Origin of the sequence: Flavobacterium ichthyis (assembly GCF_009915155.1) — a bacterium.
Classification (GTDB): domain Bacteria; phylum Bacteroidota; class Bacteroidia; order Flavobacteriales; family Flavobacteriaceae; genus Flavobacterium; species Flavobacterium ichthyis.
Genome location: NZ_JAABLM010000015.1, coordinates 37,491 through 59,694, shown reverse-complemented (window position 1 = coordinate 59,694; position 22,204 = coordinate 37,491). Strand labels below are relative to the sequence as shown.

The following is a 22,204-nucleotide window of genomic DNA, read 5'->3' as shown; positions in this document are numbered from 1 at the left end:
TACATAACCTATTATAACAACGATAGAATAAAGTCGAATTTAAACAAAATGAGCCCGATAAAATATCGAGCTCACCATTATCAAATTTAATTGTAAATTTGTCTAAACTTTTGGGTGCAGTCTACTTAACGGTGGATTTTTTTTATCTTTTATTTTTTAAAAACCCAACTTTCCCGCCTTCTTTAAATGCAATTCCTGCTGTCCTTCCAAAAATTTTTGGCCGAAAAAAGCCAAAAATGTTTTTCCCTCCCATCAGGGTTAAAAAAAAATTCCATTTTCGTTTTCAGAAACTTTTGAAAACATTGGCAACGGAGAATATAATTATTTAGTCAAAAATAAAAGCTCAACAATAATTTCACCAATCAACAAAAACATCTTCCATTAAACTAGATTTCCACATTTGAAAAAAATCTTGTTTTAAATAAGGTAGTAAAGAATTATCTTTGCACACTTAAACATCAAATTCAAATGAAAATTTCTTATAATTGGCTGAAACAATTTATAAAAACGGATTTAAAACCTGAAGAAGTTGGCAATTTGCTCACTGATTTAGGTTTAGAAGTAGAAGGAATTGACAAATTTCAGTCAGTAAAAGGTGGTTTAGAAGGAATTGTGGTGGGACACGTTTTAACTTGCGAACAACACCCCAATGCCGATAGATTAAAAGTTACCACCGTGGATATTGGAACCGGAACGCCAGTTCAAATCATTTGCGGAGCGGCAAATGTTGCAGCCGGACAAAAAGTTCCTGTGGCAACCATTGGAACTACATTATACGACAAAGACGGAAACAATTTTCAAATAAAAAAAGGCAAAATCCGTGATATGGAAAGCTTCGGGATGATTTGTGCCGAAGACGAATTAGGTTTAGGCGAAAGCCACGATGGCATCATGGTTTTATCCGAAGATTTAAAACCCGGAACACCAGCTTCTACCGTTTTTAATATTGAAAATGATGAAGTTTTTGAAATTGGTTTAACGCCAAATCGTGCGGATGCCATGAGTCATTTGGGAGTTGCGAGAGATCTTCGTGCGGGAATGTTGCAAAATAGTTCGCATGCAGAATTAATCACACCTTCGGTTTCAAATTTTAGAGTGGATAAACGCACCTTAAAAATGGATATTAAGGTTGAAGATACTAAATTAGCACCAAGATATTGCGGTGTAACCATCTCAGATATTGATGTAAAACCATCACCAGATTGGTTGCAAAATCGATTGAAATCTATTGGGTTAACCCCAAAAAATAATGTGGTAGATGTTACCAATTATGTGATGCACGAATTGGGACAACCGCTTCACGCTTTTGACGCTGGAAAAATTAAAGGCAATAAAGTAGTAATAAAAACCCTTCCGGCTGGTACAAAATTTACCACTTTAGACGATGTGGAAAGAACCTTGCACGAAGAAGATTTGATGATTTGTGACGAAAACGGACCGATGTGCATCGCAGGTGTTTTTGGTGGCAAAAATTCAGGAGTAACGGAAACGACTAAGTCAATCTTTTTAGAAAGTGCCTACTTCAATCCTGTTAGCGTTAGAAAAACCGCTAAACGACATGGTTTAAATACGGATGCTTCGTTTAGATTTGAACGTGGAATTGATCCTACCATTACAGAATATGCGCTAAAACGTACAGCACTGTTAATTCAAGAAGTTGCAGGAGGCGAAATTACATCAGATATTGTGGATATTTATCCAAAAAAAATTGAAGACTTTACTGTGTTTTTAAATTTTTCTAAAGCCAATAAAATTATCGGTCAGGAAATTTCTAAAGAAACTATCAAGAAGATTTTGGTTTCGCTTGATATAAAAGTGAATAGCGTTTCCGATGTAGGTTTAGGATTGACAATTCCGGCGTATCGTGTTGATGTTCAAAGAGAAATTGACGTGATTGAAGAAATTTTGCGTGTGTACGGTTATAACAATGTGAATTTCACAAAAAAGTTGAACGCAACTATCTCAAATTCCTCAAGAACAGAAGATTATAAAATTCAAAATATCATTGCCAACCAGCTGAATTCACTTGGGTTTCACGAAATGATGGCCAACTCTTTAACTTCGCCAGAATATGTGAAACTAACCGAAACGTTGAAGGAAGAATTTAACGTGATGATGCTAAATCCTTTGAGCAACGATCTATCGGCAATGAGACAATCGCTTTTATTCTCTGGTTTAGAAGCGGTATCTTACAACATTAATAGAAAAAATTCTGACTTAAAATTATTTGAGTTTGGAAAATCTTATCACAAAATGCCTTCAGGCTATGACGAAAACAAGCATTTGACTTTGTTTGTAACCGGAAATAAAAAATCGGAAAACTGGACAGGAAATCACCAACCTTCAGAATTTTTCTATTTTAAAGGATTAGTACTAAGCGTTTTATCAAGATTAGGAATTAACAAAACTTCTAATCAATTGTTAGAGAGCGATTATTTTGGCGAAGGAATAGCATTGCGTTTAGGAAACGAAATTTTGGTAGAAATGGGAACTGTGAAAAAATCGGTGTTAAAACATTTTGACATTAAGCAAGAAGTGTTTTTTGCTAATTTCAAATGGGATGCTGTTTTGAAAGTGATTTCGACCAAATTAAAGTTTACAGACATCCCGAAATATCCTGAAGTTCGACGTGATTTAGCGTTGTTAGTAGATGAAACAGTAGCATTCGAAAACATTTATAAAATTGCCAAACAAACCGAAAAAACTTTGCTGAAAGAAATTAGTTTGTTTGACGTTTATACAGGAAAAAATTTACCCGAAAATAAAAAATCTTATGCGGTAAGTTTTATTCTTCAAGACAATTCTAAAACGCTAACTGATGTCCAGATTGAGAAAATAATGAGCAAGTTGCAACACAATTTTGAAACTGAATTAGGAGCTACTTTAAGATAATGAAAATCCCGCTGATGCGGGATTTTTTATAATTTTTAGCTTCTTTCGAAACACTAAAAGACACTGTAAATTAAAAATATTCCTATTAATGCAGAAAAAGGCGCAATAAATTGGAAATATATTGGTTTTATAATTGCCGCCGCTTTTAGTGAGAAATTATGATGTAACTTCCTAGGTACAAAGTAAAGTACTAATGAGGTCAATAACATAAAATAACCAAACACTTTTAACAGTTCCGGATACCTTGAACTTTTATCTACAAAAATAAGCCCAAGAGCAGGAATAATTCTTATGGTAATTTCGGCATAATTAATAAAATTAGTGCTTCCTGCTTTTTGCAAAATTTCGTTGGCTTTTTTAGGATTTAAAAGCATTAAAAACGCGGTCCCAATAAAAAATACGCCAAATGCCAGCGTAATCCATTTTGCTATTATTTCAATCATTTTTTAAAATTGTTATTTAAGACAAAACATTTTAATTGCTTCAAAAACAAGATGTTAAAAAGCAGAATTAGGTTCATCACAATTTATTTTTAAATATTCACTTTTTTTAAATAGTTTTTTATAGTTTTTTCTGTGTAGTAAATAGGAAATTGCCTTTTTTTTATTTTCAGTTTTGTTATAATATTCCTGAGCAATTCGATAACCGATATAATATCCTAAATCAGCTGGTCGATTTTTTGATTTGTTTCCATTATAAAGCCAATTTGAAAGGTCAAATTTGTTTTGATAATAATCGGCTACAAATTCTTTTTTTAAACTACAATCATTAGCTACTCCGTATTTAAATGATGTTTTGTTAATGGTTAAACTACATATTTTTTCACTTAAAAAATCAGCTACTCCCTCACTAATTGAATGTTCGGCTAAATTGCGCAACTGACCTTGCTGTTGCGTATGTATTGTTTCATGCGACACCATCGATACTATATCCCCAAAAGTACCCATAACACTTTTTAACCATTGTGATAGTTCAGATTTTTCTGTTTCGGGAGTGGATGCGGCTATTTCGGTCCCAATTAAAATTAAATTGTCACTAATTGTGCCTCCTGTTCTTAAACATCCTATTGCAAAACAAACGTTAGGTCGTTTAAAATTGGTGATTTCTTTTTCGTATTGGTCTAAAATATGTTCAACATCTTCTTTTCTATATTTTATTTGTTCGGTTTCTTTTCTAATCGAATGCCAAAATTTTGGATATTGACTAATTAAACTGATATATTCTTCTGCGGTAAAGTTTCGCACTTTTATAAATTCTTTGAATAATTCAGTAGCTTTTTCAATATATTGGGTTTGTATTATAGTAATGCTATCCTGTTTGTTGGCCGCAAATTGTAATTGGTCAAATGCATTCCAAAAATGTTCAATGTCGCGTGTTTCGATTACTTGTTTATATTGGCAATTAGAAATATTAAAAAATAGTAAAACAACAATAAGGCAAGGTATTTTATTCATATTGGCGTTTGTAAAAATTGTTGTGTTATTGTTACTATAAATACTAATTTATAACGGACATTAGACATATTTGACAAAGGTAGTTAATGCCAATTTTTTTTTATATTCCAAAAATTTCTGCGGTAAACCTCATCAGGGCTATAGCCTGTGAATCTATAAAACAATTTTTACATTTCGCATACATCATCATACAATCAATAAAATCAGTTAACATGTGAAATAATAATCCAATACCAATTATATTAAAAGGTTTTTTAAAAAACAATAAAAAAACGTAAACTATCATAGCGTAATACGTATGTAGCAGATGAAAGTTTATACTACATCTATTGGCTTGAAAAATGGGGTTGGCAAACAAGTGATCTAAGTCAACTAACATGGTGGCCAATAATATCAAATACACTTTTTTCCAATCATTTTTAAAAAATCCGCAGGCAATGAAAAATGGGAATACCAAATGTAAAAAGTAATGTATAAAAGTTTGCATGATTTTACAATATTGCGTTCTTATTCAGTTTTTGGAGGACTTTATTTTAGGTTTGTAATCAAAACTTATCAGGCTATTGTAACCCAACCAAAAATATAAAAATTAAACCTATAAATTGAAAGCGAAATCTAAACCCAAAGGCGTGATGCTACTTTACTATAATTTACAGTATTACAATACTTTTTTTAAATAAAATTTTTTATTAGAGAGGAATTATTTTGTATGAATTACGGAAACCCGTAAGAGTGTATGGAGAGTGTTTTGTAGGTTTGGAGAAATGAAAAAATAAGCAAATTAAACTTAGAAATTGTTAAAAAAATATTTAAGTTTGAGAACTAAACTTTCCAATTGTAAGATATTTACTGTCTTACGATATAAATATTTTAACTCACTCAAAGAGTGGCGATTAGCCATTGTCTATTGTAATTTAGTATATTTTGAGCAAATCGAAATACTACATTGTAATTGACAAGTAACTCGCTACATCCTTTTTCTAAAACAAAAATACATTACATGGCAACGAAAAAAGCTGCGAAAACAAAAAGTACCGAAGAAATCTTATGGGATTCTGCCAATAAATTACGTGGTTCTGTAGAACCGTCTGAATACAAACACGTGGTTTTGAGTCTCATCTTCCTCAAATTTGCGAATGATAAATTTCTAAGACGAAGACAGGAACTCATCAACGAACATAAAGAAGCTTTTTTGGATATTCCCGAATTTTATCAGGCGGAAAATGTGTTTTACCTCCCGTCAGCCTCCCGTTGGTCTTTTATCATCGAGAACGCAAAACAGGAAGATATTACGTTAAAAATTGATTCTGCACTAAAAACCATTGAACGCACCAATAAATCTTTGGAAGGCGCTTTGCCCGACAATTATTTTTCACGCTTAGGTTTGGATCAGTCTAAGTTTTCGGCTTTGTTGGATACCATAAACAATATTGATACGCTAAAAGATGAAGCGCAAGATATTGTGGGGCGTGTGTATGAATATTTCCTGAGCAAATTTGCGATAGCCGAAGGAAAAGGAAAAGGTGAATTCTACACGCCAAAAAGCATTGTGAACCTGATTGCCGAAATGATTGAACCTTACAAAGGAAAAATCTATGACCCTTCTTGCGGTTCGGGTGGTATGTTTGTGCAATCGTTGAAGTTTATTGAAAAACATCAGGGAAACAAAAAAGATATTTCCATTTATGGACAAGAACTAACCAATACCACATTTAAACTGGCAAAAATGAACCTTGCCATTCGGGGCATTTCTGCTAATTTAGGCAATAAAGCGGCAGATACTTTTGGCGATGACCAGCACAAAGAGTTGAAAGCCGATTACATCATGGCAAATCCGCCTTTTAATTTAAAAGATTGGCGTGCTGAAAACGAATTAACAGACGATGCACGTTGGGCAGGATACGAAGTGCCGCCAAAGTCTAATGCTAATTATGCGTGGATTTTGACCATGATTTCAAAGTTGTCTCAAAATGGAGTTGCCGGATTTATCTTGGCAAACGGTGCACTTTCTGGCGGTGGCGAAGAATATAAAATCCGTAAACAGATTATTGAAAATGATTTGGTGGAAGCGATTTTAATCTTGCCTGGAAGTATGTTTTATTCGACAGACATCAGTGTTTCAATGTGGATTATAAATAGAAATAAAAAAGAAAGAACTGTTGAATTAAATGATGTTATAAAGGATTATCGAGATCGTTCTAATGAAGTTTTGTTTTTTGACTTAAGGAAACAAGGTGTTCCGTTTGAAAAGAAATTTATAGAATTTGATGAAGATTCAATTTCAGAAATTGCTCAACATTATCATCAATGGCAACTGCAAACTTGGCAAGAAAAATATAAAGATATAGAAGAATACTGCAAAAGTGTTTCCTTGGATGAGATTCGTAAGAAAGATTATTCTTTAGTTCCAAGTAAATATATAGACTTTAAAAATATCGAAGAGGATTTCAATTTTGATGAGAAGATGATTGGTATCACATCAGAATTAAAGGTTCTTTTTGACAAAGAATCCTCATTAAAAGTTGAAGTTGAAAATGTATTTAAATCATTAGGTTATGAGCTATAAAAGACTTGGTGATTATATCATTGAAAAAGTGGAGTTCAATGATGGGGATAAATACAAATTGTTACAAGGTGTAAGTAATAACAAATATTTTCAAAAGGCGAAAACCAATATCATCGGGATTGACTTGTCGAAATATCGGGTAGCTCATTACAATCAATTTGTTTTTAATAGAGCAACCACACGTAATGGCGATAAGATATCAATTGCTTTGCGAAAAGGTGAAAGTTGTATTGTTTCTCCATCGTACAGAATTTTTGAGGTAAGAGATGAGAATGTATTGCATCCTGATTATTTGCAAATGTGGTTTACACGACCAGAATTTGACAGATATGCACGCTTCAAATCTCACGGAAGTGCTCACGAATTCTTCGATATGGAAGATATGTGCGAAGTTGAATTACCTATTCCTTCAATTGAAAAACAGCGACAAATAGTTGCGCAATACCAAAGTGTAACAAACAAAATAAAAGTCAATGAGCAGATTTGCGAAAAGTTGGAAGCTACTGCGCAAGCTTTGTATAAACATTGGTTTGTAGATTTTGAGTTTCCAAATGAAGAAGGGAAACCTTACAAATCTTCTGGAGGTGTGATGGTTTGGAATGAAGAACTTGGGAAGGAAATTCCTGAAGGTTGGGAGGTGAAGAGTTTTACTGAAACGGTTAAATTAACAGGCGGAGGTACTCCAAGTACTGAGGTTTGGGAATATTGGAATGGAAATATTCCATTTTTTACTCCTGCTGATATTCAAAAATCCTATTATTCAATTAGTACTCTTAAGAATATTACAGAATTAGGATTAAAAAAAAGCAGCACTAAATTATATCCAAAAAATACAGTATTTATTACAGCAAGAGGTACAGTTGGCGCAATTGGTTTATCATCACAGAATATGGCGATGAACCAAAGTTGTTATGCTATTAAAGATAGTCTACCGTATTATATTCATCAAAAAACTTTAAATGTAATTGAAAAATTGAAAGACGAAGCGGTAGGAGCCGTATTTAGTGCTTTAGTTACAAAAGATTTTGATCAGCAAAATGTTTTAGAGCCTAATGAGTTTATTAAAATAGATTTTAATAATGGCGTAAAAAATATATATGGCTTACTCTTATGTAAATCCCAAGAAATCCAAAAACTCACACATCTTCAAAGTTTGTTGTTGTCTCGTTTGGCGGTTGGGGAGGAAATTAATAATAATAGATTATGACTTTTAAAATTACCGAGAAGAAAAAAAGTAGTTGTGGAAATTACAGTTTTTCTATTTATGAACATTCTTTAACATTTGCAGATTTAGATAGCTACATACTTGATATTCTTTACAATGAAAATAATCTAAATTACTTGTTTCAAAAAGATAAACCATTATCTGGAAAAGATAGGCTTAGACAATTACGAAGGTTTATAGAAACTTCATTTGAAAATAGAGAACAGGATGTCGATGATGATGAAATAAACAAATTTATTGCAGATAACAATAACGAAACATATTATTCTTTTTTTGCTGAGGCGTTATTAGCTAGATTGAATATAGATTATATTGATAAAGATTTGATTACTGGTGTGATTGCCGTAAATGAAAATTTAACTAAAGTTTCAACAGGGGCAGATGTTTGTATGTTTTCAGATAATAGTTTAGTTCTAGGCGAGGCAAAATTTTATAGTGCATTATATGGAGGTATAGGCAAAATAATAAAGGATGTGTCATTCAAAAGTAAATTAGAAGATTATATAAAGAATATATTAAATTCCGATAGCGTAGTAATACTAAAAGGTATAACAGGAGAAATATCTGAAAAGACTTCGGATGAGATTAAAAAGATGCCTCTTATATTATCTGGATTTGTACTACATACAAGTGAAACTGATGTGAAAAAATATAATTCGTCCTATAATTTAATTGATAAGGTCACTATTGCAAATTTTCCAAGTCATTACAAAATTCATTTATACCATCTCCCTATAAAGTCTAAAAAAGAATTGATTTTTAAAGCGCAAAGAAAAGCGTTGGATTTAATAATTAAAGAAAGAGGATTATGATAAACTCTGAAGAAACAATACTTAATCAGGATAATCGTGAAGTCATTATAAAAATTCTTGATGACAAAAAAGAAAGAGTAGAATTAGAAGATTTATTCCTTTATGATTTATCTCCATACTATAAAGAAAATTTAGACGATTCTTTTTTTTCTAAGCAACTTGAATTTATCCAAGAAAAGAATCGGTTGAGTCATAATCCAGAAATTTCATTTACTTCTGAACAAATCAAAATTTATCAAGGAATAGTTGAGAGTAATCGAAGTATTGTATCTGCACCTACCAGTTTTGGTAAAACTATGCTGATTAAGGAATATATTTTCAATTATCAGCCAAATAAAGTTGTTTTTATTGTACCAACAAATTCCTTAGCAGACGAACTGTTAGATGGTTTTAAAATACTTTTTACAGATTATGATTATGTTATTTTTGATTCGATTAAAAATTTAGAAGTGATTTCCGAAAAAAGTATTTTTATCGGAACACAAGAAAAGTATTATAATTTAAAAGGTTTTTATCAAGATAAAATTGATCTTTTTGTAATTGATGAAGCTTATAAACTGACAGATTCAATTAAAGGAAGTAGAGAAGTTATTCTGAATCGGTCATTTATTGATACTTTAGAAAATTCTGAAAAGATAATATTGTTAATGCCTCTAGTTAATTCTATTATAGGTTTAGAAAACTTTAATTTTCAAATTCTAAAATCGGATTATGCTCCTGTAGCTAAAAACTTCAATAGTATAAAAAATTTAGATCAAACAATAAATCAAGAAATTTCAAAAAATGAAATCACAAATCTGATTTATTTCAATTCTCCCCAAGAATTAGAAAAAGTTTATCTGAAAAATTTAAAGTCAATAAAAAATTCAGTTGAATTAAATGGTAAGTGGGTACAAAGAGTAGAAGAAGACTTTCATTCAGAATGGATACCAATTCAAGCTCTAAAATCAGGTATTGGTATACATTATGGTCCTATGCCGAAATTTATTCAGAAAAAAGTTATTGATCTTTTTAAATCAAATCAAATAAAAAGTGTTTTAGCAACGAATTCTATCATTGAAGGAGTTAATACGCCTACAAAAAATATCTACATATACAGTTCAAGAGATTTATTAGGAGGAAAAAATTTAGTTAAATACAAAAATCTAATTGGTCGTGCAGGCAGATTAGGAGAGCATAAAGTTGGAAATATATACTATTTTGAGAAACATCAAGCACAATTCGACAGTGCTAATGTTTCATATAAAGATATTGATATTCAATTTTTATTAGAAAATAAAGCTGAAATTATTGAAATAAATCGAGATGAAAACTTTGATAAGGAATTTGCATCCGAAAGTAGTTCTTCCCATGAAGATAAATTACAAAAGCATTTAGAAAATTCAAGCTATTCTAATGTGCCTTCAAAAGAAATTATTAGTCTTCTTAATAATCATGGATTTACAGTTAATAAATTTACAGCTTTACTTGATTATATTGCATCTAATAAAAATGTAATGCTTTTAGGTATAATTGGAAAACTTGTTGGAAGAACTGACTTAAACAGTTTGAAAGTAATTTTGAATTCCAGATTTAAGTCATTTAGTGTAATGGTCGATGAACTGCATTCAAAAAACCAACAAAATGATAAATCTAAAATCATATCTACTTTAATTGACATGATATATAATTTTTTACCCTTCAAAATAATACCATTAATTAATTTTATCATAGATGTTGATGTGTTATACCATAAATATGCTAATGAAAATTTACTTCCAACCCAAGTAATAGTTGAAGCAAAAAGAAAAAAAGCACAGTTTTACTCTAAATTTATAGGTGTAGATAATCCTACTCATGAAACCTTAGTAATTATGAATAAGCTATTTGAATATGGAATTCCTTATCAAAGAGCTAATCCATTTTTAGAAATTATTACTAGCAATCTACCGGATAAATTTTCTATTCATGATATTAAGAAAATTATAATTGAAAATGAGGGTATGAATGATTTACGAGTTTATTTTGAATAATACCGGTATGAAATACACCGAATCCCAATTAGAAAAATCATTCATCTATCTTCTGAAAGAAGAAGGCTATGAGTACGTGAATGGCAGAGATTTATTTGGGGAAAAGGCAAAAGATTTTTCGCCCCAACGGTAACGTAATAAAAACGATAAATTAATTATGAATAGATACAATCCCCAAAAACACCATCGCCGTTCGATACGTTTACAAGGTTATGATTATAGCCAAGAAGGATTGTATTTTATCACGATTTGTTGTCAGGATAGAGCGCATTTGTTTGGGAAGGTTGTAAGCGGAGAAATGATATTGAACAGTTATGGAGAAATAGCACAAGAAGAATGGCTAAATACTACTGAAATTAGAGATAATGTTTTGTTGCACGAATTTGTCGTGATGCCTAATCATTTTCATTCAATCATAGAAATAAAATTTCAAAAAGGAAATAATGAGATTGGAAAATTTCAATCGCCATCACAAACGGTGGGAGCAATTATCAGAGGATATAAAATAGCAACGATAAAAAAAATAAAAGATTATATTTTAAATATAGGCGAAAAATCTTCAGGAAGGACGAACGAAAAAATAAACAGTACGGGCGAATTGCAATTCGCCCCAATCGCCCCAATCGCCCCAACAGAAAAGATAAAAGAATTAGATTTTAAGATTTGGCAAAGGAATTATTATGAGCATATTATCAGAAGCGAACAGGCTTACGAAAGAATATCTGATTATATTAGAAATAATCCGAAACGCTGGAACGATGATAAATTTTATGGAATATAATAATTTCGTAGTTGGGGCGAATTGCAATTCGCCCCAACGATTCGCCCCAACGATTCGCCCCAATTAATTAAAAAAAATGAAATACACCGAATCCCAATTAGAACAAGCTTTTATTAGCCTTTTGGAAACAGAAGGTTATCAGTATATCAACGGAAAAGAATTGGTTAGAACTTCCAATCAAGAAGTCTTAATAAATGATGATTTACGATCTTTTTTGTTGACTCGATATCCAGATTTAGAAGAGATTGAACTGGAAAGTATCATCAATGAAATTGCTTTTCAATCGGCTTCTAATTTATATGAATCTAACAAATACATTTGTAAATTATTGGCTGAAGGCTTGGTATTTAAACGAAATAATCCGTCAAAAAAAGATGTACATATTCGGTATATCGATATAGAAAATATCAAACAAAACTCGTTTAAAATTGTCAATCAATTAGAAATTCAAGGTTCGGAATTGCGTATTCCCGATTTAATTTTGTACATCAATGGCATTCCAGTAGTGGTGTTTGAGTTTAAAACCGCTATTGAGGAGGAAGTTACCATTTACGATGCTTTTAAACAATTAACAGTTCGTTACCGCAGGGCTATTCCGGAACTGATGAAATACAATGTGTTTTGTGTGATTAGTGATGGGGTAAACAATAAAGCAGGAACGGTATTTTCTCCTTACGAATTCTTTTATGGTTGGAATAAAATTACAGGCGATGAGAAAAAAGCGTTGACAGGAATTGACACCACAACTTCGATTGTTCACGGAATGTTGAACCAAAGACGATTGGTGGATATTATTCACCATTTTGTTTTATTTCCGGATACTTCAAAAAGCGAACTTAAAATTCTGACACGTTATCCGCAATATTACGCATCGAATAAATTGTATCAAAATATTTTAAAACACCGCAAACCGGAAGGTGATGGTAAGGGTGGAACGTATTTTGGCGCAACAGGCTGTGGCAAAAGTTATACCATGTTATATCTTTCGAGGTTATTAATGCGTTCAACCGATTTTGCAAGTCCGACGATTATCATTATTTCAGATCGTACCGATTTAGATGACCAATTATCAAAGGATTTCACAAATGCCAAAAAATTTATTGGCGATGAAAACATCATCAATATTGAATCAAGAGCTGATTTAAGAGATCGATTGCGAGGGATTGAAAGTGGTGGCGTGTATTTAACAACGGTACAAAAGTTTGCGGAAGACGCCGAAATTTTATCCGATAGAACCAATATCATTTGTATTTCAGATGAAGCCCATCGTTCGCAAGTCAATTTAGATTTGAAAGTAAAAATTGACGAAGAGAAAGGTGTCACGAAATCGTATGGTTTTGCCAAATACCTGCACGATTCTTTACCCAATGCAACCTATGTAGGTTTTACCGGAACACCAATTGATAAAACGTTGGAAGTATTTGGTGAAGTTGTAGATCAATATACGATGTTTGAATCGGTAAATGATGAAATTACGGTTCGTTTGGTGTATGAAGGTCGGGCTGCAAAAGTGAATTTAGATTACAATAAAGTTCAGGAAATTGAACAATATTATGAAAATGCGGTGGCAGAAGGCGCTTCGGAATATCATGTAGAAGCCAGTCAAAAAGCCATTGCCAAAATGGAAGTCGTTTTAGGCGATGGTGACCGTATAAAAGCTATTGCGAAAGATTTTGTGGAACATTATGAAAATCGTTTGGAAGAAAACGCAACGGTAGCCGGCAAAGTAATGTTTGTTTGTGCATCTCGTGGTATCGCTTACAAATTATTTAAAGAGATTTTAGCTTTACGACCTCAGTGGGGTGAAATGATGCTTCCTGAAGGTTTAACCGAAAAAGAACAAAAGGAAATCAAGCCTATAGAGCGTGTAAAGTTGATTATGACACGTAATAAAGATGATGAAAAGGAATTGTGGGATTTATTAGGTAGTAAAGAAGATCGCAAAGAATTGGATCGACAGTTTAAGCAAATCAACTCTAATTTTAAAATTGCCATTGTGGTGGATATGTGGTTAACAGGTTTTGATGTTCCTTTTTTAGATACGATTTACATTGACAAACCTTTACAAACGCATAATTTAATACAGACTATTTCGCGTGTAAATCGTAAATACCAAGGAAAAGATCGTGGTTTGGTAGTTGATTATGTCGGCATCAAAAAGAATCTGAATCATGCCCTAAGTATGTTTAATAGCCAAACTGCCGATGATGATTTTGAAGATATTTCGCAGGCGGAAATATTGGTTAGAGACCAATTGGATTTATTAGGCAAATTTTTTCATCGCTTTGATACAAAAGATTATTTCGAAGGCTCGCCTATTCAGCGTTTAAACTGTTTAAACAGCGCTTCGGAATTTGTATTACAAACCGAAGAATCAGAAAAGTTTTTTGTGAACCTAACCAAAAAGTTAAAATCTTCCTACAATTTAGTCAGCGGTTCAGAATTGTTTACAGAAAAAGAAGTAGATGAAATTCATTTTTATTTTGCCGTAAAATCAATTGTGGTGAAACTAACAAAAGGCGAAGCACCCGATACAGCTCAGATGAACCTTAAAGTTGCTAAGTTGGTAGAAGAAGCCATTATTTCAGAAGGAGTCGAAGAGATTTTTAAATTAGATGACAATAAAGCCAATGCCATTGATTTGTTCAATGATAAATTCATCGAGAAAATAGCTAATTTAGAATTACCCAATACAAAAATCAAAATATTAGAACGCTTGTTGAAGCAGGCAATCAACGATTTTAAAAAAGTAAACAAAGTAAAAGGACAAGATTTTTCCGAACGATTACAATCCATCATTAACCGATATAACGAACGCAGCGAAGGCGATATCTTAGATTATGAAGGCATCCAGTTTGATACCGCCGAGCAAATGCTGAATCTCATCATAAAACTACGAATAGAAATGGATTCTTTCCAAGATTTAGGGATTGATTACGAAGAAAAAGCCTTTTATGATATTTTGGATATGATCTGCAAACAATATGGTTTTGAATTTGAGAAAGACAAAATGCTGGAACTTGCCCGAGAAATCAAAAAGATTGTAGATAACAACGCTAAATATCCCGATTGGAGTGATCGGGACGACATTAAAGCGCAACTAAAAATGGACATCATCATCAAGCTACACGAGTTTGGTTATCCACCCATTACACAAGAAGACGTATATAAAAATGTACTGGAACAAGCAGAGAATTTTAAGAAGAATAGGTAATAGAGTTTTGATAAAGTTAAAACTTTAGCAAACTGTAAAACCAATTGTAAAACAACACCACAAAATGAACTACACAAAAGAACAAATAGCCGAAGCATTCTCTACGGGAGCATTTGAAAAAACTTACGAATTCATTGCCGAAAATGCTGAATGGATTGTGGTGGAAGAAAATCACTTTAAAGGAAAGCAAGCTATTCTTCAAAACTGTGAAAAAGTGGCAGCTTATTTTAAATCTGTTACAACCGATTTTAAGACTTTTAATATTATTGCTAACCAAAATAAAGTGGTGATAAATGGAACAGCCGAATTCAAAAAAAACAATCAGCGTGTTGCATTTGTTTCTGCCTGCGACCTGTACGAATATAACCATGACAATAAAATTCAAAAAATAACGTCTTATTGTATTCCGTCAAAAAGATAATGAACAATTGTCCCATAAGTTTTAAATTAATACCTCGCAAGAAAGACTATTATAAAATTGATTGTAGTCTTAACTTCCCTACTTCTCCACTCTTTTAAATTTTAACAAAAAAAACATTTCACAATAGTATGCGTGCATACTATTTTTTTTATATATTTGAAGTAACGAATTCATTTTATGAAAGATAAAACTATAGATTATATTTTACGAGCCACATGGCAAGCGGTTTCAAGAATGTACAATGAGGAAGCCTCAAAATATGGCGCAAGCATGTCAACGGGATTTGCTTTGCTAAGCTTGGATCGTGACAAAGGAACACCCTCAACCACTTTAGGTCCCAAAATGGGAATGGAAGCTACAAGCCTTACCCGAACTTTAAAATCGATGGAAGAAAAAGGATTAATCATCCGAAAAAAAAACCCGGAAGACGGACGAGGTGTTTTAATACACCTAACGAAATTTGGAAAAGAGAAAAGAGAATTGTCAAAAAATACAGTAATCAAGTTTAACGAAACAATCAAAGCGCATATTTCCGAAGAAAAATTGCAGCATTTTATAGAGGTTTCGGAGAAAATCAACGAGCTGATTGCCGAGAAGAAAATTTTTTAGGCTTCATAAAAATTACAACTTAGAATTAAAAACTTAACATACTATAAATGAAACGACTCATAAAAAAAGTTGCGGTAATTGGTTCAGGAATCATGGGATCAGGTATAGCCTGTCATTTTGCCAATATCGGTGTAGAAGTATTGCTTCTCGATATCGTGCCTCGTGAACTCACTGAAGCCGAACAGAAAAAAGGATTGATATTAGAAAACAAAGCTGTTAGAAACCGAATCGTCAATGACCATTTGGCAAACGCTTTAAAATCAAAGCCCTCTCCTATTTACCATCAAAAGTTCGCCAACCGAATCACCACTGGAAATACTACTGATGATTTGGCAAAAATAGCCAATGTAGATTGGATTATAGAAGTAGTTGTGGAACGACTCGACATCAAAAAACAAGTCTTTGAACAAATTGAAAAATACAGAAAACCAGGAACCCTCGTTACTTCAAACACCTCAGGAATACCCATTCATTTTATGAGCGAAGGCAGAAGCGAAGAGTTCCAGCAACATTTCTGTGGAACGCATTTCTTTAATCCGGCTCGCTATTTAAAGCTTTTCGAAATCATTCCAGGGCCTAAAACTTCTACAGAAGTATTGGATTTCTTGAATGAATATGGCGAAAAATTCCTGGGAAAAACTTCGGTCGTAGCCAAAGATACTCCGGCGTTTATCGGTAACCGTATTGGTATTTACGGCATTATGAGTATGTTTCATTTGGTAAAAGAAATGGGATTAACGATTGAGGAAGTAGATAAATTGACTGGACCTGTTATTGGTCGACCAAAATCAGCTACATTTAGAACCGTTGATGTGGTAGGTTTGGATACATTGGTACACGTTGCCAACGGTTTATACGAAGGCGTTCCGAATGATGAAGCTCATGACTATTTCAAACTCCCGGATTTCATCAGCAAAATGATGGAAAACAAATGGCTGGGAAGCAAAACGGGACAAGGTTTTTACAAAAAAGTCGATAAAGACATCTTGTCTTTAGATTTAGATACATTAGAATACAGAAGTGCAAAAAAAGCTTCTTTCGCAACTTTGGAATTAACTAAAACCATTGACAAGCCAATCAATCGCTTTAAAGTTTTAGTAAAAGGTACAGACAAAGCGGGAGAATTCTACAGAAAAAATTTCGCAGGAATGTTTGCTTATGTAGCCAATAGAGTTCCTGAAATCACAGACGATTTATACAAGATTGACGATGCGATGAAAGCTGGCTTCGGATGGGAAAATGGCCCATTTGAAATCTGGGATGCCATCGGGGTTGAAAAAGGAATCGAATTAATGAAAGCCGAAAATGTAGAACCTGCAACTTGGGTGACTGAAATGTTGGCTTCTGGAAACAAATCATTCTACACCATTAAGGAGGGAGCGACTTATTATTATGACATCGCTTCGAAATCCCAAAAGAAAATTCCAGGGCAGGATTCCTTTATTATTTTGAATAATATTCGCGAAAGCAAAAAGGTTTGGAGCAATTCAGGTGCTGTAATTACTGATTTAGGTGACGGCATCTTAAACCTTGAATTTCAGTCAAAAATGAATACAATTGGTGGTGATGTCTTACAAGGAATCAACAAAGCCATCGACTTGGCTGAAAAAGAATATGCAGGTTTGGTCATTGGAAATCAAGCAGCAAATTTCTCTGTTGGAGCCAATATCGGAATGATTTTTATGATGGCTGTCGAACAAGAATATGACGAGTTGAATATGGCAATCAAGTTGTTCCAAGACACAATGATGCGAGTTCGCTATTCCGGAATTCCAGTTGTAGTAGCTCCACACGGAATGACTTTAGGTGGCGGTTGCGAAATGAGTATGCATGCTGATAAGGTTGTTGCTGCAGCGGAAACCTATATTGGTTTGGTAGAATTTGGCGTTGGAGTTATTCCAGGTGGTGGTGGTTCTAAAGAAATGGCGTTGAGAGCTTCTGATTTATTTCGTAAAAACGACGTGGAATTAAACGTTTTACAAGAATATTTCTTGACAGTTGCCATGGCAAAAGTATCAACTTCTGCACATGAAGCTTTCGATTTGGGCATATTGCAACACGGAAAAGACATCGTAGTCATCAACAAAGACCGTCAGATTGCCGAAGCCAAAAAACAAGCCTTAACTTTAGCCGAAGCCGGATATACACAACCTATCAGAAGAAAAGACGTAAAAGTTTTGGGCAAGCAAGCCCTGGGAATGTTCTTAGTAGGAACTGACCAAATGCAAGCCGGAAGCTATATTTCTGAACACGATAAAAAGATAGCAAATAAGCTAGCTTACGTTATGGCTGGTGGTGATTTATCCGAAGCAACTTTGGTAAGTGAACAATATTTATTGGATATCGAAAGAGAAGCGTTTTTGTCACTTTGTACAGAAAGAAAAACTTTGGAACGCATTCAGTATATGTTAACGAAGGGGAAGCCTTTGAGGAATTAGTATCAAGATTGGAGTATTAAGTAGTAAGACAATTCAGAAGACCATATTTAGATATGCATAATTTCGAAAAACTAAAGATTTGGCAAAAAGCAATGGACATAGCAGTTGAAGTTTATCAAGTTTCTTCGCTTTTGCCGAATGATGAAAAATTCAATTTGATTCATCAGATTAAGAAATGTGCGGTTTCAATTCCGTCAAACATAGCGGAGGGTTCAGGTAGAAATCATAATAAAGAATTCATCCAGTTTTTAGGAATCGCTAATGGCTCTACATTTGAATTGATTACACAACTAATTTTAGCCAAACGATTAAAACTAGCAAGTGAAGAAATAGTACAACCAATCATTAATCAGTTAGTCGAAGTTTCAAATATGAATTTCGCCTTTCAAAAAACACTAAACACAACAAATAATAAAGACAAAGATTGAAGTCTTAATTTTTAATACTCAAATCTTAATACAAGAATAGATTGAAAGTCTTAATTTTTAATACTCAAATCTTAATACAAGAATAGATTGAAGTCTTAATTCTTAATACTCAAATCTTAATACAAGAATAGATTGAAAGTCTTAATTCTTAATACTCAATCTTAATACTTATAAATTATGAAAACAGCATACATAGTAAAAGCATACAGAACCGCGGTTGGAAAAGCTCCAAAAGGACTTTTCCGATTCAAGCGTCCGGATGAGTTGGCGGCAAAAACCATTCAATACATGATGGAACAATTGCCAAATTTAGACAAAAAAAGAATAGACGACGTAATGGTCGGAAATGCAATGCCCGAAGCCGAACAAGGTTTAAATGTGGCACGATTGATTTCGTTAATGGGATTGAAGGTTGATGATGTTCCGGGTGTTACCGTCAACCGTTATTGTGCTTCGGGATTGGAAACTATCGCCATGGCAACTGCCAAAATCCAATCAGGAATGGCAGATTGTATTATTGCTGGTGGTGCCGAAAGTATGAGTTTTATTCCAATGGGAGGCTACAAACCTACTCCAGATTATGCCGTAGCAAAAGAAGGCCACGAAGATTATTATTGGGGAATGGGATTGACGGCAGAAGCAGTTGCAAAACAATTTAAAGTTTCTCGTGAAGACCAAGACCAATTTGCTTTCAATTCTCATCAAAAAGCTTTGAAAGCTCAAGCAGAAGGCAAATTTGACAAGCAGATTGTTCCCATTACCGTAGAGCAAACTTATATCGACGAAAACGGAAAAAAAGCCACAAAATCATACGTAGTTTCTAAAGACGAAGGTCCAAGAGCCGATACTAATTTAGAAGCATTGGCAAAACTAAAACCAGTTTTCGCAGCCGATGGAAGCGTTACGGCTGGTAGTTCCTCTCAAATGAGTGATGGTGCTGCCTTCGTAATGGTAATGTCAGAAGATATGGTAAAAGAATTAAACTTGGAACCAATCGCCAGAATGGTAAGCTATGCTGCAGCTGGAGTTGAACCAAGAATCATGGGAATAGGTCCTGTAAAAGCCATTCCAAAAGCCTTACAACAAGCCGGATTGTCTTTAAAAGATATAGACTTAATTGAATTGAATGAAGCTTTTGCATCACAATCATTGGCAGTTGTCAGAGAATTAGGCATCAACCCAGAAATTGTAAATGTAAATGGTGGAGCAATCGCACTTGGACATCCACTTGGTTGTACAGGAGCAAAACTTTCCGTTCAATTATTTGACGAAATGAAACGCAGAGGAAACAAATATGGTATTGTAACGATGTGTGTGGGTACGGGTCAAGGTGCTGCTGGGGTTTATGAAGTATTCTAGCCCCCTAACCCCCAAAGGGGGAATTGCAATATGGATAAAAATGTTTTAAAATATAAAGTTTAACAATTTACACCCTACTTACCCCTAGTAGGTATTTCCCCTTTGGGGGTTAGGGGGCTGATATGAGTGAAATAACACGTGGTGGTCAATTCCTAGTGAAGGAAACAAAAAGCGATGACATCTTTACTCCGGAGGATTTTTCCGAAGAGCAATTGATGATGAAACAAATGGTCAAGGAATTTGTGGACAAAGAAATCTGGCCGAACAAAAACCGTTTTGAAAACAAAGATTACGCTTTCACCGAAGAGTGTATGAAAAAAGCAGGTGAACTCGGACTTCTTGGGGTTGCCGTTCCAGAAGAATATGGTGGACTTGGAATGGGATTTGTTTCTACAATGCTGGTTTGCGATTATATTTCAGGAGCAACAGGTTCGTTTTCAACAGCGTTTGGAGCCCATACTGGAATTGGAACAATGCCAATCACCTTATATGGAACGGAAGAACAAAAGAAAAAGTACGTTCCAAAATTAGCGTCTGGTGAATGGTTTGGAGCCTATTGCTTGACAGAACCTGGAGCGGGTTCGGATGCTAATTCTGGAAAAACAAAAGCAGTTTTGTCAGAAGATGGAACACATTACCTCATCACAGGACAAAAAATGTGGATTTCCAATGCAGGTTTCTGTAGCCTTTTCATTGTGTTTGCAAGGATTGGCGACGATAAAAACATCACTGGTTTCATCGTAGAAAACGATCCGTCAAACGGAATCTCGATGAACGAGGAAGAACATAAATTAGGAATTCGCGCCTCCTCTACTCGTCAGGTTTTCTTTAACGAAACCAAAGTTCCGGTTGAAAATATGCTTTCGGAAAGAGGAAATGGTTTTAAAATAGCCATGAATGCTTTGAACGTGGGACGAATCAAGTTAGGTGCCGCTTGTTTGGATGCACAACGAAGAGTTACTTCTGGAGCTATAAAATATGCCAATGAAAGAATCCAGTTCAATACTGCAATTTCAAATTTTGGAGCCATCCGTGCTAAAATTGCCGAAATGGCAACATCCTGTTATGCTGGCGAAAGTGCTTCTTATCGTGCTGCAAAAAACATCGAAGAACGAATTGATGCACGAGTGGCAAACGGCGAAAGTCATCAAGAGGCAGAATTGAAAGGTGTTGAAGAATTTGCCATCGAATGTTCTATTTTAAAAGTAGCCATTTCAGAAGATATTCAAAATTGTTCGGATGAAGGGATTCAAATTCTTGGAGGAATGGGGTTTTCGGAAGATACTCCGATGGAAAGTGCTTGGAGAGATGCGAGAATTGCTAGAATTTACGAAGGAACCAATGAAATCAACCGAATGCTTTCGGTAGGAATGTTGGTAAAAAAAGCCATGAAAGGTCACGTAGATTTATTAGGTCCTGCGATGAAAGTACAGGAAGAATTGATGGGAATTCCCGATTTCAATACTCCTGATTATTCAGAATTATTTGCCGAAGAAAAAGAAATGGTAGCCAAATTGAAGAAAGCTTTCTTGATGGTTGCAGGTGCTGCCGTTCAAAAATACGGCCCAGATTTAGATGCTCATCAACAATTATTAATGGCGGCGGCTGATATTTTAATCGAAATCTACATGGCCGAATCTACAATCCTGAGAACTGAAAAGTTGGCAAGATTAAAAGGTCAGGAAAATGTAAAAGAACAAATCGCAATGGCTCAATTGTATTTGTATAAAGCTGTTGACATCGTAAATGCCAAAGGAAAAGAAGGAATTGCTTCGTTTTCCGAAGGCGATGAACAACGCATGATGTTAATGGGATTGAAACGTTTTACAAAATACACCAATCTTCCAAACGTAGTTGCTTTGCGAGAAACTATCGCTTCCAAGCTGATTGCTGAAAACGAATATTGTTATTAAGCTAATAATAAAATAATTTAGAAAGTAAAAAACCGCTGATAAATCAGCGGTTTTTATTGTTTTTGGTTGAATATTATCAG

Annotated in this window: 18 protein-coding genes; 15 read left to right on the top strand and 3 right to left on the bottom strand. The window is 33.9% G+C overall.

From position 1 onward, the window contains the following. Positions 1 to 3: 3 nt before the first annotated feature. Positions 4 to 90, top strand: coding sequence for an IS3 family transposase (locus GV828_RS13335; RefSeq protein ID WP_394350645.1), 87 nt, complete (start codon positions 4 to 6; stop codon positions 88 to 90). A 378-nt stretch (positions 91 to 468) separates the two neighbouring features. Further along, positions 469 to 2,892, top strand: a complete 2,424-nt coding sequence (gene pheT / locus GV828_RS11670) for a phenylalanine--tRNA ligase subunit beta (RefSeq protein ID WP_166537683.1) — start codon at positions 469 to 471, stop codon at positions 2,890 to 2,892. 53 nt (positions 2,893 to 2,945) lie between these two features. On the opposite strand, the gene GV828_RS11665 is transcribed toward pheT, so the two are convergent. From GV828_RS11665 to GV828_RS13205, 3 genes are all read right to left on the bottom strand, one after another. After that, complete coding sequence (locus GV828_RS11665; RefSeq protein ID WP_208103191.1) at positions 2,946 to 3,335, bottom strand: hypothetical protein; 390 nt, start codon at positions 3,333 to 3,335, stop codon at positions 2,946 to 2,948. 54 nt (positions 3,336 to 3,389) lie between these two features. Beyond that, entirely contained in the window at positions 3,390 to 4,346 is a 957-nt protein-coding gene (locus GV828_RS11660; RefSeq protein ID WP_166537682.1) for a gliding motility protein GldB-related protein, read from the bottom strand. 100 nt (positions 4,347 to 4,446) lie between these two features. Beyond that, positions 4,447 to 4,833, bottom strand: coding sequence for a DUF6122 family protein (locus GV828_RS13205; RefSeq protein ID WP_235935460.1), 387 nt, complete (start codon positions 4,831 to 4,833; stop codon positions 4,447 to 4,449). 513 nt (positions 4,834 to 5,346) lie between these two features. On the opposite strand from GV828_RS13205, the gene GV828_RS11655 reads away from it, so the two are divergent. From GV828_RS11655 to GV828_RS11600, 13 genes are all read left to right on the top strand, one after another. Beyond that, positions 5,347 to 6,912: a type I restriction-modification system subunit M gene (locus GV828_RS11655; protein WP_166537681.1), complete on the top strand. Its 1,566-nt coding sequence runs from the start codon at positions 5,347 to 5,349 to the stop codon at positions 6,910 to 6,912. Continuing rightward, the gene (locus GV828_RS11650) at positions 6,902 to 8,119 is read left to right on the top strand and encodes a restriction endonuclease subunit S (protein ID WP_166537680.1); all 1,218 of its coding nucleotides are present in this window, start codon (positions 6,902 to 6,904) and stop codon (positions 8,117 to 8,119) included. Before GV828_RS11655 ends, GV828_RS11650 begins: the two co-directional genes overlap by 11 nt. Next, positions 8,116 to 8,949: a hypothetical protein gene (locus tag GV828_RS11645; RefSeq protein ID WP_166537679.1), complete on the top strand. Its 834-nt coding sequence runs from the start codon at positions 8,116 to 8,118 to the stop codon at positions 8,947 to 8,949. The genes GV828_RS11650 and GV828_RS11645 overlap by 4 nt, the downstream gene beginning before the upstream one ends. Then, on the top strand, positions 8,946 to 10,961 hold the full coding sequence (locus GV828_RS11640; RefSeq protein ID WP_166537678.1) for a DEAD/DEAH box helicase family protein: 2,016 nt from the start codon (positions 8,946 to 8,948) through the stop codon (positions 10,959 to 10,961). Before GV828_RS11645 ends, GV828_RS11640 begins: the two co-directional genes overlap by 4 nt. 7 nt (positions 10,962 to 10,968) lie before the next feature. Beyond that, positions 10,969 to 11,094, top strand: coding sequence for a hypothetical protein (locus GV828_RS13255; RefSeq protein WP_262885824.1), 126 nt, complete (start codon positions 10,969 to 10,971; stop codon positions 11,092 to 11,094). A gap of 24 nt (positions 11,095 to 11,118) precedes the next feature. After that, positions 11,119 to 11,742: a transposase gene (locus GV828_RS11635; RefSeq protein WP_166537677.1), complete on the top strand. Its 624-nt coding sequence runs from the start codon at positions 11,119 to 11,121 to the stop codon at positions 11,740 to 11,742. A 76-nt stretch (positions 11,743 to 11,818) separates the two neighbouring features. Then, positions 11,819 to 14,956, top strand: coding sequence for a type I restriction endonuclease subunit R (locus GV828_RS11630; protein ID WP_166537676.1), 3,138 nt, complete (start codon positions 11,819 to 11,821; stop codon positions 14,954 to 14,956). A gap of 64 nt (positions 14,957 to 15,020) precedes the next feature. Next, positions 15,021 to 15,377, top strand: a complete 357-nt coding sequence (locus tag GV828_RS11625; protein WP_166537675.1) for a nuclear transport factor 2 family protein — start codon at positions 15,021 to 15,023, stop codon at positions 15,375 to 15,377. Positions 15,378 to 15,554: 177 nt separating this feature from the next. Further along, positions 15,555 to 15,986: a MarR family winged helix-turn-helix transcriptional regulator gene (locus tag GV828_RS11620; protein WP_166537674.1), complete on the top strand. Its 432-nt coding sequence runs from the start codon at positions 15,555 to 15,557 to the stop codon at positions 15,984 to 15,986. A gap of 47 nt (positions 15,987 to 16,033) precedes the next feature. After that, complete coding sequence (locus GV828_RS11615) at positions 16,034 to 18,424, top strand: 3-hydroxyacyl-CoA dehydrogenase/enoyl-CoA hydratase family protein (protein ID WP_166537673.1); 2,391 nt, start codon at positions 16,034 to 16,036, stop codon at positions 18,422 to 18,424. 53 nt (positions 18,425 to 18,477) lie between these two features. After that, positions 18,478 to 18,852 carry a four helix bundle protein gene (locus GV828_RS11610; protein ID WP_166537672.1) on the top strand — a complete coding sequence of 125 codons (375 nt, stop codon included), beginning with the start codon at positions 18,478 to 18,480 and terminating at the stop codon, positions 18,850 to 18,852. A 177-nt stretch (positions 18,853 to 19,029) separates the two neighbouring features. Next, positions 19,030 to 20,211: an acetyl-CoA C-acyltransferase gene (locus tag GV828_RS11605; protein ID WP_166537671.1), complete on the top strand. Its 1,182-nt coding sequence runs from the start codon at positions 19,030 to 19,032 to the stop codon at positions 20,209 to 20,211. A 122-nt stretch (positions 20,212 to 20,333) separates the two neighbouring features. After that, a complete protein-coding gene (locus tag GV828_RS11600) occupies positions 20,334 to 22,124 on the top strand; it encodes an acyl-CoA dehydrogenase family protein (protein WP_166537670.1) in 1,791 nt (596 codons plus the stop codon). Positions 22,125 to 22,204 lie beyond the last annotated feature (80 nt).